The organism is Lysobacter sp. HDW10 (assembly GCF_011300685.1).
Lineage (GTDB): Bacteria > Pseudomonadota > Gammaproteobacteria > Xanthomonadales > Xanthomonadaceae > Solilutibacter.
In genome coordinates, this window is sequence record NZ_CP049864.1 from 1,983,746 (window position 1) to 1,999,018 (window position 15,273).

At 56.9% G+C, this 15,273-nt stretch carries 14 protein-coding genes; 11 read left to right on the top strand and 3 right to left on the bottom strand.

The window, feature by feature from the left end:
* Positions 1–136: 136 nt before the first annotated feature.
* The 7 genes from G7069_RS09580 to G7069_RS09610 all read left to right on the top strand — a co-directional run bounded on the left by G7069_RS09580 (position 137) and on the right by G7069_RS09610 (position 6,485).
* Positions 137–490 carry a hypothetical protein gene (locus G7069_RS09580; protein WP_166297000.1) on the top strand — a complete coding sequence of 118 codons (354 nt, stop codon included), beginning with the start codon at positions 137–139 and terminating at the stop codon, positions 488–490.
* A gap of 130 nt (positions 491–620) precedes the next feature.
* Positions 621–1,025 (top strand): hypothetical protein, encoded by a 405-nt coding sequence (locus tag G7069_RS09585; protein WP_166297002.1) that lies wholly within the window; start codon positions 621–623, stop codon positions 1,023–1,025.
* 113 nt (positions 1,026–1,138) lie between these two features.
* Positions 1,139–2,746, top strand: coding sequence for a carboxyl transferase domain-containing protein (locus G7069_RS09590; protein ID WP_166297004.1), 1,608 nt, complete (start codon positions 1,139–1,141; stop codon positions 2,744–2,746).
* Positions 2,747–2,755: 9 nt separating this feature from the next.
* Entirely contained in the window at positions 2,756–4,453 is a 1,698-nt protein-coding gene (locus G7069_RS09595) for a molecular chaperone HscC (RefSeq protein ID WP_166297006.1), read from the top strand.
* Between the two features lie 38 nt (positions 4,454–4,491).
* Positions 4,492–5,493: a hypothetical protein gene (locus tag G7069_RS10720; RefSeq protein ID WP_240912574.1), complete on the top strand. Its 1,002-nt coding sequence runs from the start codon at positions 4,492–4,494 to the stop codon at positions 5,491–5,493.
* Between the two features lie 114 nt (positions 5,494–5,607).
* A complete protein-coding gene (locus G7069_RS09605; protein WP_166297007.1) occupies positions 5,608–6,126 on the top strand; it encodes a polymer-forming cytoskeletal protein in 519 nt (172 codons plus the stop codon).
* A gap of 2 nt (positions 6,127–6,128) precedes the next feature.
* Complete coding sequence (locus G7069_RS09610) at positions 6,129–6,485, top strand: hypothetical protein (protein ID WP_166297009.1); 357 nt, start codon at positions 6,129–6,131, stop codon at positions 6,483–6,485.
* Here the strand turns inward: G7069_RS09610 and G7069_RS09615 are convergent.
* From G7069_RS09615 to G7069_RS09625, 3 genes are read right to left on the bottom strand one after another with little or no spacing between them, the layout of a single operon-like run.
* Positions 6,482–6,715 carry a DUF6587 family protein gene (locus G7069_RS09615; protein ID WP_166297011.1) on the bottom strand — a complete coding sequence of 78 codons (234 nt, stop codon included), beginning with the start codon at positions 6,713–6,715 and terminating at the stop codon, positions 6,482–6,484. The genes G7069_RS09610 and G7069_RS09615 overlap by 4 nt on opposite strands.
* A gap of 3 nt (positions 6,716–6,718) precedes the next feature.
* On the bottom strand, positions 6,719–8,572 hold the full coding sequence (locus G7069_RS09620; protein ID WP_166297013.1) for a ferrous iron transporter B: 1,854 nt from the start codon (positions 8,570–8,572) through the stop codon (positions 6,719–6,721).
* Entirely contained in the window at positions 8,569–8,817 is a 249-nt protein-coding gene (locus tag G7069_RS09625) for a FeoA family protein (RefSeq protein WP_205758715.1), read from the bottom strand. Before G7069_RS09625 ends, G7069_RS09620 begins: the two co-directional genes overlap by 4 nt.
* A gap of 111 nt (positions 8,818–8,928) precedes the next feature.
* Here G7069_RS09625 and G7069_RS09630 point away from each other — a divergent pair, with 111 nt between their 5' ends.
* The 4 genes from G7069_RS09630 to G7069_RS09645 all read left to right on the top strand — a co-directional run bounded on the left by G7069_RS09630 (position 8,929) and on the right by G7069_RS09645 (position 15,227).
* Complete coding sequence (locus tag G7069_RS09630; RefSeq protein WP_166297015.1) at positions 8,929–9,714, top strand: enoyl-CoA hydratase-related protein; 786 nt, start codon at positions 8,929–8,931, stop codon at positions 9,712–9,714.
* On the top strand, positions 9,714–11,690 hold the full coding sequence (locus G7069_RS09635; RefSeq protein ID WP_166297017.1) for an acetyl/propionyl/methylcrotonyl-CoA carboxylase subunit alpha: 1,977 nt from the start codon (positions 9,714–9,716) through the stop codon (positions 11,688–11,690). The genes G7069_RS09630 and G7069_RS09635 overlap by 1 nt, the downstream gene beginning before the upstream one ends.
* Entirely contained in the window at positions 11,687–12,589 is a 903-nt protein-coding gene (locus tag G7069_RS09640) for a hydroxymethylglutaryl-CoA lyase (RefSeq protein ID WP_166297019.1), read from the top strand. Before G7069_RS09635 ends, G7069_RS09640 begins: the two co-directional genes overlap by 4 nt.
* A gap of 82 nt (positions 12,590–12,671) precedes the next feature.
* The gene (locus G7069_RS09645; RefSeq protein ID WP_166297021.1) at positions 12,672–15,227 is read left to right on the top strand and encodes an EAL domain-containing protein; all 2,556 of its coding nucleotides are present in this window, start codon (positions 12,672–12,674) and stop codon (positions 15,225–15,227) included.
* Positions 15,228–15,273: the final 46 nt, after the last annotated feature.

Below are 15,273 nucleotides of genomic sequence, written 5' to 3' on the forward strand. Positions count from 1 at the left end.
CCTGAAGAGCGAATAACTAGGGACCAACGTAGTCTAAAAAAAATCCGGACAAGTCTATTGACATGGGTCACGGATTGGTCATTAATGTATCCAACGCGATTCCTCGCGTTGAACCTTTCAACTTAAGGAAATGATCATGACCTTGAATAAAGCACTGTTGGCTGCCGCCCTGGGCCTCGCCCTGACCGCTTGCTCGAACGCTGACCAAGCCGCTGACTCGGCTGCTCAAGCCAACCAATCGGCCGCTGAAGCACAAGCCACCACGGCTGAAACCGCTGGCACCCCGGAAGCAGCTACCGCTGCTGCTGGCGCCGACGCTGCTGCAGCTAACGCTGAAGCCGCTAACAAGGAAGCCGCTGCTGCTGCCGCTGCTCCGACCGCTGCTGCTGCTGACGCACACGCTGACGCCGCTGAACAGCACGCTGAAGCCGCTGACGCTGCCGCCAAGGCAACGGAAGACGCTAAAGACGCTGGCGAAGCCAAGAAGTAATCCAATCGTCCAATAAGGACAATTGAGCGTTATATGCGGCCGTCAATTCGTTGACGGCCGCTTTCAGAATCCGGATCAAAACCGGTTCAACAAAAAGCTTTACACCCACTACTTAACTTTGGAGTTTTCCATGAAGATCAAATTTGCTGCTCTGATCGCCGCTTCGGCCATCGCTCTCGCTGCCTGCAACGGCGCAACCGAACAAAAGGCCGACGAAGCTGCTGCTTCGGCTGACCAAGCTCAAGCTGCTGCTGGCGACGCTGCCGCTGCTGCTGGTGACGCTGCTCAAGCAACCGGCGAAGCCGCTGCTACCGCTGCTAACGCTGCTGGCGACGCCGCCGCTGCTGCTGGTGACGCTGCTGCCGCTTCGGCTGCTGCTGCAACCGCCGGCGCTGCTGACGCAACCAAGGCTGCTGCTGCTGACGCAACCGTTGCTGCTGCTGACGCAACCGCCAAGGCTGCTGACGCTGTCAAGGACGCAGCTGCTGCGACCGAAGCTAAGGCTGACGCTGTCAAGGCTGACGCCAAGAAGTAATATCGCTTCCCGCAAGGGAGTCGAAACTTCTGAAAGGCCCGCGAAAGCGGGCCTTTCTTCTTTGTATCAGTGGCAAGGTATCCTTATCTATTCTGATTTACGGTGAATTCTTCATGCCCGAATTGAAGTCTCGGATAGACACTGGCTCCGCCGAATTCAAGGCGAACACGGCCTATCACGAAAGTCTTTTGGCCGAACTCAAATCGCGTCTTGTACGCGCGGCACAAGGTGGCGGCGATGCCGCACGCGAAAAGCACGAAGCACGCGGCAAGTTGTTGGCACGCGAACGCATCACTGCCCTACTCGATCCGGGCGCACCGTTTCTCGAATTGAATGCACTGGCTGCAGAAGACATGTATGACGGCGCAGCCCCCGCTGCAGGCATCGTGACCGGCATCGGTCGGGTGATGGGTCAGGAATGTGTGCTGGTGGCCAATGATGCGACGGTCAAGGGTGGCACCTATTTCCCAATGACCGTCAAAAAGCATTTGCGCGCACAAGAAGTGGCGCTTGAAAACCGCTTGCCCTGCATTTATTTGGTGGACTCCGGCGGCGCCTTCTTGCCGCTGCAAGATGAAGTTTTTCCGGACAAAGAACATTTCGGTCGCATCTTCTACAACCAAGCGCGCATGAGTGGCGAAGCCATCCCGCAAGTCGCGGTTGTGATGGGCAGTTGTACGGCAGGCGGCGCGTATGTGCCTGCGATGTGCGATGAAAGCATCATCGTGAAGAATCAAGGCACGATCTTCTTAGGTGGCCCACCGCTCGTGAAAGCTGCGACCGGTGAAGTTGTCGACGCCGAAGCCTTGGGTGGTGCAGATGTGCACACGCGTGTTTCCGGCGTTGCTGATCACCTGGCGGAAGACGACCACCACGCATTGGCGATCGCGCGCGACATTGTTTCGACCTTCAATCGTGGCAAGCCGAAAGTGGCAGAGTTGCGCGCACCGGTGGAACCCAAGTTCAATGCGCGCGAGCTGTACGGCATCGTGCCGCAAGAAGCGAGAATTCCGTTTGATATTCGCGAAGTGATTGCGCGTTTGGTGGATGGCAGCGAGTTTCAAGAATTCAAGGCGCGTTACGGCGCTACCTTGGTCTGTGGCTTTGCGCATATTCATGGCTGCCCGGTCGGCATCATCGCGAACAACGGCATCTTGTTTTCAGAGTCGGCGCTGAAGGGCGCGCACTTCATTGAGTTGTGCAATCAACGCAAAATTCCCTTGGTGTTCTTGCAAAACATCACCGGCTTCATGGTCGGCAAAAAGTATGAGAATGCCGGCATTGCACGCGACGGCGCAAAGATGGTGACGGCTGTGGCGTGCTCGAATGTGCCGAAATTCACGGTGGTGATCGGTGGCAGTTTCGGCGCAGGAAACTACGCGATGTGTGGCCGTGCCTACGGCGGCAGGTTTCTGTGGATGTGGCCGAATGCACGCATCAGTGTGATGGGTGGCGAGCAAGCTGCCAGTGTTTTGGCCACGGTAAAGCGCGACGGTATCGAGTCTCGTGGCGGTGCATGGTCGGCGGAAGAAGAAGAAAACTTCAAAGCGCCGATCCGTGCGCAGTATGAAGACCAGGGCAATCCCTATCATTCCACCGCACGCCTTTGGGATGACGGCATCATTGATCCAGCTGACACGCGTCGCGTCTTGGGCTTGGCTTTGCATGCATCTTTGAATGCGCCGATCGAACCCACGAAGTTCGGCGTGTTCCGGATGTGAGCGCACTGAATGATTATTGGTATCGATCTCGGCACAACACATTCGTTAGTAGGACGATTTGGCAAGGACGGCCCTGAGCTTTTTCCTAATGCACAAGGTGAAGTCCTCACACCGTCTGCGATTTCGCTAGACGATCAAGGCAACGTACTCGTCGGCGCAGCAGCGCGTGATCGCGCGATGACGCACCCGGAAAGCAGTGTGTCCACCTTCAAAAGGTGGATGGGCACTTCGCGTGAAACTCGATTGGGTTCGCACGGGTTTAGAGCCGAAGATTTGTCTGCATTCGTTCTGAAGTCTCTGATCGCCGATGCGGAAGCGGCCACAGGTGAGAAGGTCACGGAAGCCATCATTTCAGTGCCCGCCTATTTTGGTGATGCACAGCGCAAAGCCACACGCATTGCGGGTGAATTGGCTGGCATCAAAGTTGAGCGCCTGCTCAATGAGCCGACGGCAGCTGCCCTCGCCTACGGCCTACAAGAACGCATGGATGGCGCGACGTTTATCGTGCTGGATCTCGGTGGCGGCACATTCGACGTGTCGATCCTGGAGATCTTTGATGGCGTCATGCAGGTGCATGCCTCGGCCGGCGACAACCGCTTGGGCGGAGAGGATTTCTTGCACGTCTTGATCGATCTATTCGTCACAGAGATGAAGATCGATTTGAATGCACTGACGCGTGCAGAGCTCGCCTTGCTTCGTACGCGCATGGAGCAAGTGAAATCTGCATTGAGCACGAAAGACCGCATCACCCTCGACATCGATCTGCAGGGAAAGCACCACATCTGGGAAATCACCGAGGCCCGTTTTCAGCGCTCATCCGAATCGCTGCTTCAACGTGTTCGCGCACCCATCGAGCGTGCGATTCGAGATGCAAAGCTATCGCCTTCTGATCTAGCCGAAGTGATTCTCGTTGGCGGCGCGTCGCGGATGCCGATCTTTACCCGATTGGTCGCCCGAATGCTCGGCCGACTGCCGTTGCGTCATGTCCATCCAGACGAAGCCATTGCGCTGGGCGCATGCGTCGCCGCTGGCATGAAGGCAAGAAATGAAGCCTTGGAAGAAATGGTGCTCACGGATGTCTGCCCCTATACCTTGGGTGTCGGCGTATCACGTGACCATGGCAACGGCCGTCGAACAGAAGGCCATTTTTCGCCGATCCTCGAACGCAACTGCACCGTGCCTGTCAGTCGGTCGGAAAGCTTCAACGCCATCGAAGACAACCAGCGCGAGATTCTGCTCGAGGTGTATCAAGGCGAAAGTCCGCGCGTCTCAAACAACGTGTTGCTCGGCGCACTCAGTGTGAAGTTGCCACCTCGCACCAAAGTCGCAGATTCTGTGGTCGACGTTCGATTTACTTACGACGTCAATGGCGTGTTACAGGTTGAAGCCAAATTGCTTTCAACTGGCAACGTCGAAGAACTGATTCTGCAGAACACACCCGGTGTACTGAATGAGGACGAAGTGCGCGCCAGGCTTGCAGAACTCGCGTCCATCAAGGTCCACCCACGCGAGACGCAGGCGAACTTGGCAACCATTGCCCGCTTGGAACGTGTCTATGAAGAGCGCCTGGACTTGCGGCCTATGCTCGACGAATGGTTGTCGACATTCATGGCCCACTTGGAGTCGCAAGATCTTGCGCAAATCGATCGGGTACGCCGTGAGCTGGATGGCGCGCTCGCTGAAATCGACACCTCGCCCTTCGCATGAACCCCTACAAGCGTCTGGGTATAGCGCAGAATGCCAGCGTGCTTGAGATTAAGCGCGCCTATGCGCGCCAATTGAAATCGACGCGTCCCGACGAAGATCCCATTGCATTTCAAGCGCTCCACGAGGCGTACACGTATTGCCTGGACAACGTAGGGAATGATGCCGTCGAAGAAGAAACGGTGGAAGAGATCGAGGATGCGTCACGCTACCAAGAAGCTGAGCAGTCTCTCGCAGATCCACCGCAGATCGAACGCCTCGATGTTATCCACGAAATCGAGGACAACGTCGACGACGAGACGTTCTTAGACGACTTCATCAATCGCTTCGCGCAGGACACGCCGTCTGAGATGGTGCGCTGGCTCAACGCGCATCCTGCGATGTTCTCGATTGCGCGTAAGGATGCCATGCGCTGGGACATCCTCGATCAAATGGAACAGGTCTACCCGCCCGTCTCCATCGAAATGATGGAAGTGGTCAAACAGTTCTTTGGACTTGACCAAGTGGATTTCAAGGCGCCTTGGCTGATTGATCGACTGACCGCGCTTGAACACGACTTTGATGGCGCGCGTGCGTACAACGCCTTGCACGCTGAGTTCAGCGATCCGCATACGCGCTACTTCGACCGTCTGATCTACCGGGAGCTCAGCACGCCCTTCCACTTTTGGCGTCGCGCTTTCTTCATGCTGATGTTTGGAATGCCGCGCCGGATCCTCGAGCTCTGGCAAAAGTTTGACGCAGCGGATCCCAATGCAGCACAGACACACTTGGACGCAGCGTCGGTGTCATTTTGGCGAGCCGTAGCCGTGCGCAAGAAGATCACGCTGCCGCGTTTGGCCGTCGCGGCGTCGCGTATCTGCTTCTGGGTCCCCTTAGCGTCGTTCCCTGCCTTCAAGGACGCCAACTTGGTGACCTTTGTATCGCCGGCATTCTGGAAAACGATTGTCGGAAACATGGGCGTGTGGGCCACTTTGTGGTTGGCCGTGTGTTTGGTCAACATGACGGCGGTTGCGCTTCGCGTTCGCCTACAACGCACGAAATGAACACGCGTTCTCAGTTTTGACGTTGGGCTTTTGCTGAATGGAGAGGTACCGGTTTTTGCGTGCTACGTTATGAAGCCCGCAGCAGCGCTGCCTTCCCCCGAAGGGTAAATCGCAATGGCAATTGGTTGGAAAGAAAAAGAAAAGGACGGCACACGTGTGGATGTGGCCGCGTTTCCTGACAATGCAGTGTCGGCACCTCCGATGACCGCACCCATCGTTTCTGCACCTGCCCCCGCGACGTCTATGGCACCCGCCAGTCCTGCGCTCAAGGAATCCATTATTTCTCCCGACCTATCGATCGAAGGCAAAATCGAAGGCTCGGGTCACGTGCGCATTGCCGGCAAGTTCAAAGGCGATGTCAATGTCAAAGGCAATTTGACCGTTGAAGAAGGCGCCAAGTTGAACGGCAGTGTGCGCGCTGATCGTGTCAGCCTTGCGGGCGAACTCGACGGCAACATCGAATCGGCGCAGCATGTGGAACTGCTGAAGAGCTGTACGCTGAGCGGTGATATCAAAGCAGACACGTTGACAATTGCCGCTGGCTCGCGCGTCAAGGGTCACGTCGAATGCGGCTGGAAAGACGGCGCAGGCGTGGATAGCAAGCGAACCGGTACACCCGCCAACGACGGCTGATCATGATCGGTCGCGCTTCTGCGGAGAAGCCGATTGGCGCAACGCGCCAATGTCCGCATTGCAAGGCCATGATTCTTGAAAGTGCCATGACATGCCCTGCATGTCGTGGGCATTTGCGTTTTGACGTGCCGCCTGATCGCGAAGTCCTGGATCAGCCTCTGAAGATCGAGGGCAGCATTACCCACCCACCGGATGCCGGTGCGTGGGAATACTGCATGGTCGCTGTGATCAAGAACGAACGCGGTGAAGAAATCGAACGCAAAGTCATCGGCGTGGGTGCGATGAAAGCGAACGAAACGCGGACCTTCAGTCTCAGTGTGGACGTCGTCGCAAGTCGACGGATGCGCAGCAAGAACTAGTGGCAGTTGTCGTCATTGCTACAGCCCCCGCAGGCATTCCCTGCGCGGGCTGAAGGCGCGATCCGACGACCCAGCGCCTTCAACCACGCCGGCCGACCATCACGCACTGCCCAAAGCGCAATGGAGCCCGTCATTTTGCGCCACGTGCTTGGCAGTTGTGATCGCACCACGAAGGCCAGACAGAACAGGCCGATGGCCGCGATCACAATGTATTGCACGGTCAAAGACATGACTCAGCCCAACCCCATCATCTTTGCGACTTGATACGTCAGCAACGACGCGCCGTACGCGAGCGCAAACAAATAGCCCATGGCGATCAGTGTCTGCTTCCAAGAACGCGTTTCACGACGAATCGTCGCCAATGTCGAAATGCACTGCGGTGCGTAGATAAACCAAATCAGCAAGGAGAGCGCTGTGGCAAGCGACCACTGTTGAGACACGATCTGGCCCAAGGCCTGCGCAGTGGCGTCGTCACTTGCCGCTTGCACCGCGTAAACAGTGCCGAGTGATGCAACGACAACTTCGCGCGCAGCCATCCCCGGAATCAAGGCAATACAAATTTGCCAATTGAAGCCCAAGGGTGAAAACACGACGGTCAGCAGATGGCCAAGGCGACCCGCATAACTGTAGTCAACAGCCGGGCCCGCAAAATCTGAAGGCGGTGTCGGGAAGTTGAGCAAGAACCACAGCAACACGGTCAGCGCCAAAATAATGCCGCCGACGCGCTTCAAGAAAATCATGGCGCGTTCTTGAAGACCGATCAGGACATCGCGAACGTTCGGCACACGATACGAAGGCAACTCCAACAGCAACATGTGCTCACCAGCGTCACGACGCCAGCGCTTCATGACCCACGACACCATCAGTGCACTCAGAATGCCTGCCATGTACAAACCAAACAGCACCAGGCCCTGCAAGTTCAAAATGCCCAAGATGCGCTGCTGGGGAATGAATGCACCGATCAACAATGCATAAACAGGTAAGCGCGCCGAGCACGTCATCAGCGGCGCCACCATGATCGTTGCCAAACGATCGCGTGGATCTTGGATGGAACGCGTCGCCATGATGCCGGGCACAGCGCACGCAAAGCTGGACAGCAGTGGAATGAAGCTACGTCCAGACAAGCCCGCTTTAAACATCAAGCGGTCCATCAAAAACGCTGCACGTGGCAAGTAACCACTTTCTTCCAGCGCAAGAATGAAAAGGAACAGAATCAGGATTTGCGGCAAGAACACCAGAACGCTACCGACGCCGGCGATGATGCCGTCGACAAGCAAGCCGCGCAAAGGCCCGTCAGGGAGCATCGTTCCAACTTGCGTGCCGATCCAGCCAACGCCCGCCTCGATGCCATCCATCATCGGCGTCGCCCAGGCATAGACCGCTTGGAACATCACAAACAGAATGACGGCAAGAATGGCGAATCCGAGCACCGGATGTAGCAACCAGCGGTCCAACGCGTCATCCAACTTGGTGGATTGCGCGGGCATGATGACCGACTTCGCCAACACATCGCGTGCTTCATGGTGCAAGTCGATGGGATCAAGTGAGGCCGGTTGCACAGGCACATGCAATACGTCGACTTGTTCCAGTGCTGCCGCCAATTCCGCTGCGCCGTTTGAACGCACGGCCACGGTTGGTACGACCGGAATACCCAGCGCGGCTTGCATCGCGTCGATGTCTATTTGAATGCCGACCTTTTTCGCGGCATCCATTTGATTCAACGCCAAGATCATCGGCGTGCCTAGCTGCTTCAGTTCAAGCGCAAACCGCAAATGCAATTGAAGATTCGTCGCATCGACGACGCACACCAATACATCAGGCTTACCTTCGCCGGGGTAGAAGCCACGACACACATCCCGTGCAATCGCTTCATCCAAACTGGTGGGATGCAAGCTATAAGCGCCGGGCAAATCAAGCACGGCGATCTCACGACCGCTCGGCAGTTTCATCCGACCTTCTTTGCGTTCCACGGTCACGCCCGTGTAGTTCGCAACTTTTTGCCGACTTCCGGTCAGCAAATTAAAGAGAGCGGTTTTGCCTGAGTTCGGATTACCGATCAGTGCGATCCGCAGCGCCGGGGTTGTCACAGGTGCCCGCCTTCCGTCCTGATCTTGATCCGACGGGCTTCGTCAAGACGCAATGCGAATCGAGCAGAACCGATGCGCGTCACGATGGGGTCATTGGATATCGGTGCCACCGCAATGACGTGAATCGCCTCACCTGGCACAAAACCCAGTTCAACAAGGCGTCGCGCAATGGGGTCGTTGTCGGAACGCGGTTCGATGCGCTCAACAATGGCTGGGGTGAATGGGCTTAAGTCGGTGAGTGTCACGATGACTTCCAAACAATAATCATTCTCATTCTAACACTCGGCTGAACCGGAAAGACAAAGCCAAATGGGCTCAACGGCTATCATTCATGGGTCTCCCACCGTAGGTCCGGCATGTACGCATCCTTGAATCTGAACCGTCAAGACGCTGTCGCGCGTATTCGTATGCAGCGCGGTGAGGTTCACAACGCGTTTGATGCGCAACTGATCACCGACCTCACGGAAACCTTCAAGGCTTTGGACACCGACGACAGCATTCGCGTGGTGGTCCTCGAGGCTGAGGGCGCGTCCTTCAGCGCCGGCGCCGACCTCAATTGGATGCGCGGCATGGCCAAGATGTCCGAGGCTGAAAATCGGGTTGATTCGCTGGCCTTGGCACAGCTGATGCGGACCTTGGACGAACTCAGCAAACCTGTCATTGCCCGCGTGCAAGGCTCTGCATTCGGCGGCGGTGTCGGCCTCGTGGCCTGCTGTGATATCGCCATTGGCAGTACAGCGGCTAAGTTTGGTTTGACCGAAAGCAAACTCGGGCTCTTACCCGCCGTCATTTCACCGTATGTCATTGCGGCGATCGGCGCACGACAATCGCGTCGCTACTTTGCGACGGGTGAGATCTTTGATGCGAATGAGGCACATCGCCTAGGGCTCCTCCACGTTGTCACTGCACCCGAACAGCTCGATGAAGCAGTCGACTACATGATTGCCTCGCTACTGAAAGCTGCACCCATCGCTGCAGGTGCCGCCAAACAATTGATACGCGCCGTCGCAAACGACGCCGATGCACTTGCGCAAGACGCACGCAACGCTGCGCTGATCGCTTCGTTGCGCGTGTCTCCTGAAGGCCAAGAAGGCCTTGCTGCATTCCTCGAAAAGCGCAAACCGAACTGGATCAAGAACTGATGTTTGAAAAAATTCTGATTGCCAACCGTGGCGAAATCGCTTGCCGAGTGATTCGCACCTGTAAAAAGTTGGGCGTTAAGACCGTTGCGGTCTACTCCGATGCCGACGCACATGCACAGCATGTCTTGCAGGCAGATGAAGCTTGGCATATTGGTGGCGCACGCCCGCAAGAAAGCTATTTGTCTGCAGAAGCCGTTTTGGATGCTGCGCTGAAATCAGGCGCGCAAGCGATTCATCCCGGCTATGGTTTCTTGAGTGAGAATGCCGATTTCGCCGACGCGGTGGAAGCCGCGGGTTTGGTGTTTATCGGTCCGCGTGCCGCATCCATGCGCAAGATGGGGAGTAAAGCGGGCGCGAAGGATTTGATGGATGCCGCAGGTGTGCCGGTCGTCCCGGGATATACCGGTGCAGAACAAGCGCCTGATCTTTTGCAACAAGAAGCCAACCGCATTGGCTACCCCTTGATGATCAAAGCGGCACACGGCGGCGGCGGAAAAGGCATGCGAATCGTGCGCCATGCAGACGAATTCGCCGCCAACCTTGAAAGCTGTCAGCGCGAAGCAAAGAACGCATTTGGCCGTGACCGCGTGTTGCTCGAACGCTATATCGAAAATCCGCGTCATATCGAGATTCAGATCTTCGGCGACTCAAGCGGCGACGTCATCCATTTGAATGAGCGCGAATGCTCGGCGCAGCGCAGATATCAGAAGGTGCTCGAAGAAGCGCCCTCACCTTTCTTGACGGATGACATGCGTCAAGCAATGGGGCGCGCCGCGATCTTGGCCGGTGAAGCCATCGCGTACGAAAACGCAGGCACGGTGGAGTTCATTGTCGGCGCTGACGGCAGCTTCTACTTCATGGAAATCAACACGCGCCTGCAAGTTGAACATCCGGTCACCGAATGGGTCACCGGATTCGATCTGGTCGAATGGCAGTTGCGCGTGGCAAATGGTGAGCGCTTGCCCGCAACGCAGGAAGAAGTCCTGCACTATGGACATGCCATCGAAGTGCGTTTGTACGCAGAGGATCCGGATGCGGGCTTCCTACCGGGCTCGGGCACACTGAAGCGTCTGCGCTTGCCGGCACCTTCGCGCAATGTCCGCATTGATTCCGGTGTGGTGGAAGGCGACACCGTCACGATTTTCTACGACCCCATGATTGCCAAGTTGATCGTGTGGGATACCACGCGCGAACGTGCGCTCTTGCGCATGCAAGAAGCGCTGTCCGAATGTGAAGTCGAAGGCCCCAAATCCAACATTGCGTTCTTGGAACGTTTGGTTCGCCACCCTGCCGTGTGCGAAGGTCGAATCGACACCGGCTATCTCGACCGCCACCTTGACGAGTTCGTTGGCACCCAGGCCGTATCCGACCTGGCTGAAATTCAGGCGATTGCGGCCGCACTCTTAACGACTGACATCGGTGACCAATCCCAGTCGCCATGGGCGCGCAATGATGCATGGCGCATCGGTGGACCGGCGGTGCAATCCGTGCGCATTGCCTATGGTCACGCGACGCATTTGGCCAAGGTTGCCCGAAACAACGCACAGGTGACCGTGGCAATTGACGGTAATGCGCATGTGTTTGATGCATTCCATGTAGACACACAGTCGGTCTCCGTGACGCGTGCCGGTCAAACGCGCAATCTTCGTTACCGCACGCACGGCGATGTGCTGACAGTGTTTGCAAACGATCAACGCTTGAATTTCGAAAGACGCCCCCTGCATGAACTGGCAGATTCTGCGTCGGCCGCCAGCGGCAACCAAATTGTCGCGCCGATGCCCGGGCGCGTCGTCGTCGTCAACGTCGCGCCTGGCGACACCGTGGCAGCGGGAGACATCTTGATGGTGATGGAAGCCATGAAAATGGAACTCTCACTCAAAGCCGCCAAGGCCGGCAAAATTGCCGAAGTGCGCGCAGAGGCCGCCGCCTTCGTCGAGGCCGACACCGTCTTGGTGGTGTTGGAGGATGACGAATGAGCACCGCCCCGTTCATTCGTATTGTCGAAGTCGGCGCACGTGACGGCTTGCAGAACGAAAAAGCGAATATCGCCACCGCCGACAAGATTGAATTGATCAATCGATTGTCGAGTTGTGGATTGCAGACGATCGAGGCGACGAGTTTTGTCAGCCCGAAGTGGGTGCCGCAGCTCGCAGATGCCGCTGAGGTTTTCGCTGGGATCACGCAGAAACCCGGTGTGAACTACCCGGTGTTGGTACCCAACCTGCAAGGCTATGAGCGTGCGATGGCTGTGGGCGTCAAAGAGATCGCGGTGTTTACTGCCGCTTCTGAAGCCTTCAACCTGAAAAATATCAATGCAAGCATCGACGAATCGATCGCACGCTTCGAGCCCGTGATGGCACGCGCACTCAGTGATGGCATCAAAGTGCGCGGTTATGTATCGACTGTGCTTGGCTGCCCCTATCAAGGTGCCGTGCGGATCGCTGATGTCGTCCACGTGGCTGAGCGTCTGTTTCAGATGGGGTGCTACGAGATTTCATTGGGCGACACGATCGGCGTCGGCACACCGGCGAAGGCACGCGCGATGTTGAAGGCCGTCGCGGGTTCGGTACCGATCGCGCACTTGGCCATCCACTTCCACGACACCTATGGCCAAGCCTTGGCCAATATTCTGGCCTGCCTCGAAGAGGATGTCCGCGTCATCGACAGTGCTGTTGGCGGGACGGGTGGCTGTCCCTATGCAAAAGGCGCTAGCGGCAACGTGTCCTCAGAAGATGTGGTCTACATGCTGCACGGCGTAGGTTTCGACACAGGGATCGATATCGAATCTTTGAGCGACACCGGCCGCTGGCTGTCTGCCCTGCTCGGCCGCCAAACCTCCAGCAAGGTTGGCAAAGCGCTTGGGGCCGCAGACTGACCCCTTTTACTTGCTGACGGACATGACGTAAGGTTGATGGACGCGGGGGGAAAACGCGGCTCCAGCAAATCCGGGGACAGGCATGAGTGGTCACCAGAGTGATCAGGATGCAAAATCAGAAGACGGTTTAGCCGTACTTCTGGCTTCGCTTGAGCGCGCCGCGAACGATCGTCGCCTGGACAATGGTTCCCGCTACTTGTTTTCGCGCGCACATCATCAAATTCTTAAGTCGCATGTGGCGCACACGGTCGCGCAACGCGAGTATCGGATTCTGTTTGATGCCGTGCCCGACCCGGTCAGCCTGATCGCCTTTGATGGCACCGTGCTCGACTTCAACGCATCTGGTCAACGCCTGTATGGACGGACCTTGGACGAAGTCGTTGGCCGCGATATCGCAATCTTGAATCCAGAGGTGCCGCCCGATCATCTCTCACCCGTCTTGGATGCGATTGGTCGCGGTGAGTCATACGTGGTGCAAGTCACCAACCGGAAATCCGATGGCACGCGATTCCCGGTGGAAGTGCACTCCGCGCGCGTTGAGTTGCAAGGACGCGATTGCATTTTGGCGGTGGCGCGGGATCTCTCTGCGCGATTTGAAGCGGAGCACCGCTACGACACCTTGGTGGATTCGGTCGACCAAGGCATCGTCGTGAGCGACGCGGAACATGAGGTTGTGAGCGTCAACGGTGCTGGGATGCAAATCCTTGATCTCGAGCCCGGCAATTCGCCTGACGCGACATTCACTGCTGAGTTTTGGATCATCGTCGATGAAAATGGCAACGTATTGCCGCGCGATCAACTCCCTGCATCAATTGCGTTGCGGACCGGCGAAGCCGTACGCAGCCAAATCATCGGCCTCTATCGACTCTCCGACAACCGCTTTAGATGGTTGCGTGTCACCGCCATTCCGCAGTTCACCTCGATGGCAGATCGTCCCAATCAAGTGATCTCGATTTTTTCCGACATCACCAGTTTGAAACGTGATTCCGCCATGTTCGATCGCGTTCAACAGCTGAGTAATGTCGGCAGTTGGGAATGGGATCGCACCACCGAGCATTTGCATCTCAGTCGTGGCGCCCTGCGTATTTTCGGCTTTCAAACGCCGATGGACGATATCGCGAACTTCTATGCGCGCCTGCAGCCGGTGGATGCGACGCGACTCGCAATGGCATTGAGTGCGCCGACCGTTGACGATATTGCGTTCACTCTGGAATTGAGAGGTTGGCGTGTAGACGGCAGTGAAGTGTGGGTGCGCATGCAAGGCGAAACGGATGCACGCGAGCCTTCACCGCATCGACTGACGGGCACCTTCGAAGACATCACGGAACATAAGAGCATCGAACACGGTTTGCGCATCCAAGCGCGCACCGATGCATTGACCGGCCTGCTCAATCGCGATGCCATCCACGATGAGTTGAACGCGTATCTCGCGGGCACACATCCTGAGTTGGCTGTGCTTTATATCGACCTTGATCGATTCAAGGTCATCAATGACGCATTGGGCCACAGCGTTGGTGACAAGCTGCTGGTGCAAGTGGCGCGACGCTTGCAGGAGGTTGTCTCCGGTCAGGGCGAATGCGCACGTTTGGGGGGTGATGAATTCCTGGTGGTCTGCAAGACGCAGGGTGATCAACACATCGAAATGGCGGAGCGCATTCTTGCAACGCTCGCCAAGTCTTTTCAGATCGATGAAGAAGAATTCACGATTAGCGCGAGCATCGGGATCGCTGAATCCCCTTCAGACAGCGTCATCGGCGTTGAGCTGGTGCAACAAGCAGATGCCGCCATGTACGAAAGCAAACGCCGAAGCAATAACGGCTGGCAGCACTACAGTGAAGATCTGGCGCGCAGTCAAAGAGAGAAGTTGCAACTCGATCAACTGATGCGCGGTGCACTGTCGAACAAAGAACTGCACCTCGTGTATCAGCCGCAGCTCGATCTACATACGGGTCGCGTGATTGGCGCCGAAGCGTTGATGCGTTGGAACAATCCTTTGCTCGGCACGATGCGCCCCGATGTATTTATTGGCCGTGCAGAGAGTACCGGCGAAATTGTTCGCCTCGGCGCATGGGCGATAAACGAAACTTGCCGCCAAATTCGCGAGTGGTTGGATGCGGGCTTGCCGCAAATTCGTGTGGCTGTGAATGTGTCGTATCGTCAATTTATCGCCGACGATTTGGTCGGCACGGTGATGGATGCGCTTGAACGCCATAAGGTGCCGCCGCAGAGCCTTGAGCTTGAGTTCACCGAGCGCGTCTTGATCGAGGACGCACCGGAAACCACCCGCATCTTTTCCGACCTCGACAAGCTGGGGGTGACCTTGGCCATTGACGACTTCGGCGAAGGGTATAGCGGCTTGAACTATTTGCGGCGCCTCCCCATCCACGTGTTGAAGCTGTCGCAGCTCTTCATCAAAGGTGTGCCCGGCAATGCGTCGGACGTTGCTGTCTGTGAGGCCGTGGCAGGCATCGCGCGCGGCCTGCGCATGACGATGATCGCCGAGGGCGTGGAAACCGATATGCAGCGCCGCTATCTGGTCAAGCTGGGCGTCCCTGTGGGTCAAGGCTTCTTCTTCTCCCATGCCCTGAGCCCGCAGCGGTTCCTAACCTATATGCGCGCGCAAACCGGCGCAAAGTAAGCGGGGTCTCGGGCCGTCAATGCCCTAAAATGTGCGTTTCCCCGTT

Bases quoted from the DNA above. Each gene is read 5' to 3' on its own strand.
- G7069_RS09580 (WP_166297000.1), top strand. From the start codon at position 137: ATGACCTTGAATAAAGCACTGTTGGCTGCCGCCCTGGGCCTCGCCCTG.
- G7069_RS09585 (WP_166297002.1), top strand. From the start codon at position 621: ATGAAGATCAAATTTGCTGCTCTGATCGCCGCTTCGGCCATCGCTCTC.
- G7069_RS09590 (WP_166297004.1), top strand. From the start codon at position 1,139: ATGCCCGAATTGAAGTCTCGGATAGACACTGGCTCCGCCGAATTCAAG.
- G7069_RS09595 (WP_166297006.1), top strand. From the start codon at position 2,756: ATGATTATTGGTATCGATCTCGGCACAACACATTCGTTAGTAGGACGA.
- G7069_RS09605 (WP_166297007.1), top strand. From the start codon at position 5,608: ATGGCAATTGGTTGGAAAGAAAAAGAAAAGGACGGCACACGTGTGGAT.
- G7069_RS09610 (WP_166297009.1), top strand. From the start codon at position 6,129: ATGATCGGTCGCGCTTCTGCGGAGAAGCCGATTGGCGCAACGCGCCAA.
- G7069_RS09615 (WP_166297011.1), bottom strand. From the start codon at position 6,715: ATGTCTTTGACCGTGCAATACATTGTGATCGCGGCCATCGGCCTGTTC.
- G7069_RS09630 (WP_166297015.1), top strand. From the start codon at position 8,929: ATGTACGCATCCTTGAATCTGAACCGTCAAGACGCTGTCGCGCGTATT.
- G7069_RS09635 (WP_166297017.1), top strand. From the start codon at position 9,714: ATGTTTGAAAAAATTCTGATTGCCAACCGTGGCGAAATCGCTTGCCGA.
- G7069_RS09640 (WP_166297019.1), top strand. From the start codon at position 11,687: ATGAGCACCGCCCCGTTCATTCGTATTGTCGAAGTCGGCGCACGTGAC.
- G7069_RS09645 (WP_166297021.1), top strand. From the start codon at position 12,672: ATGAGTGGTCACCAGAGTGATCAGGATGCAAAATCAGAAGACGGTTTA.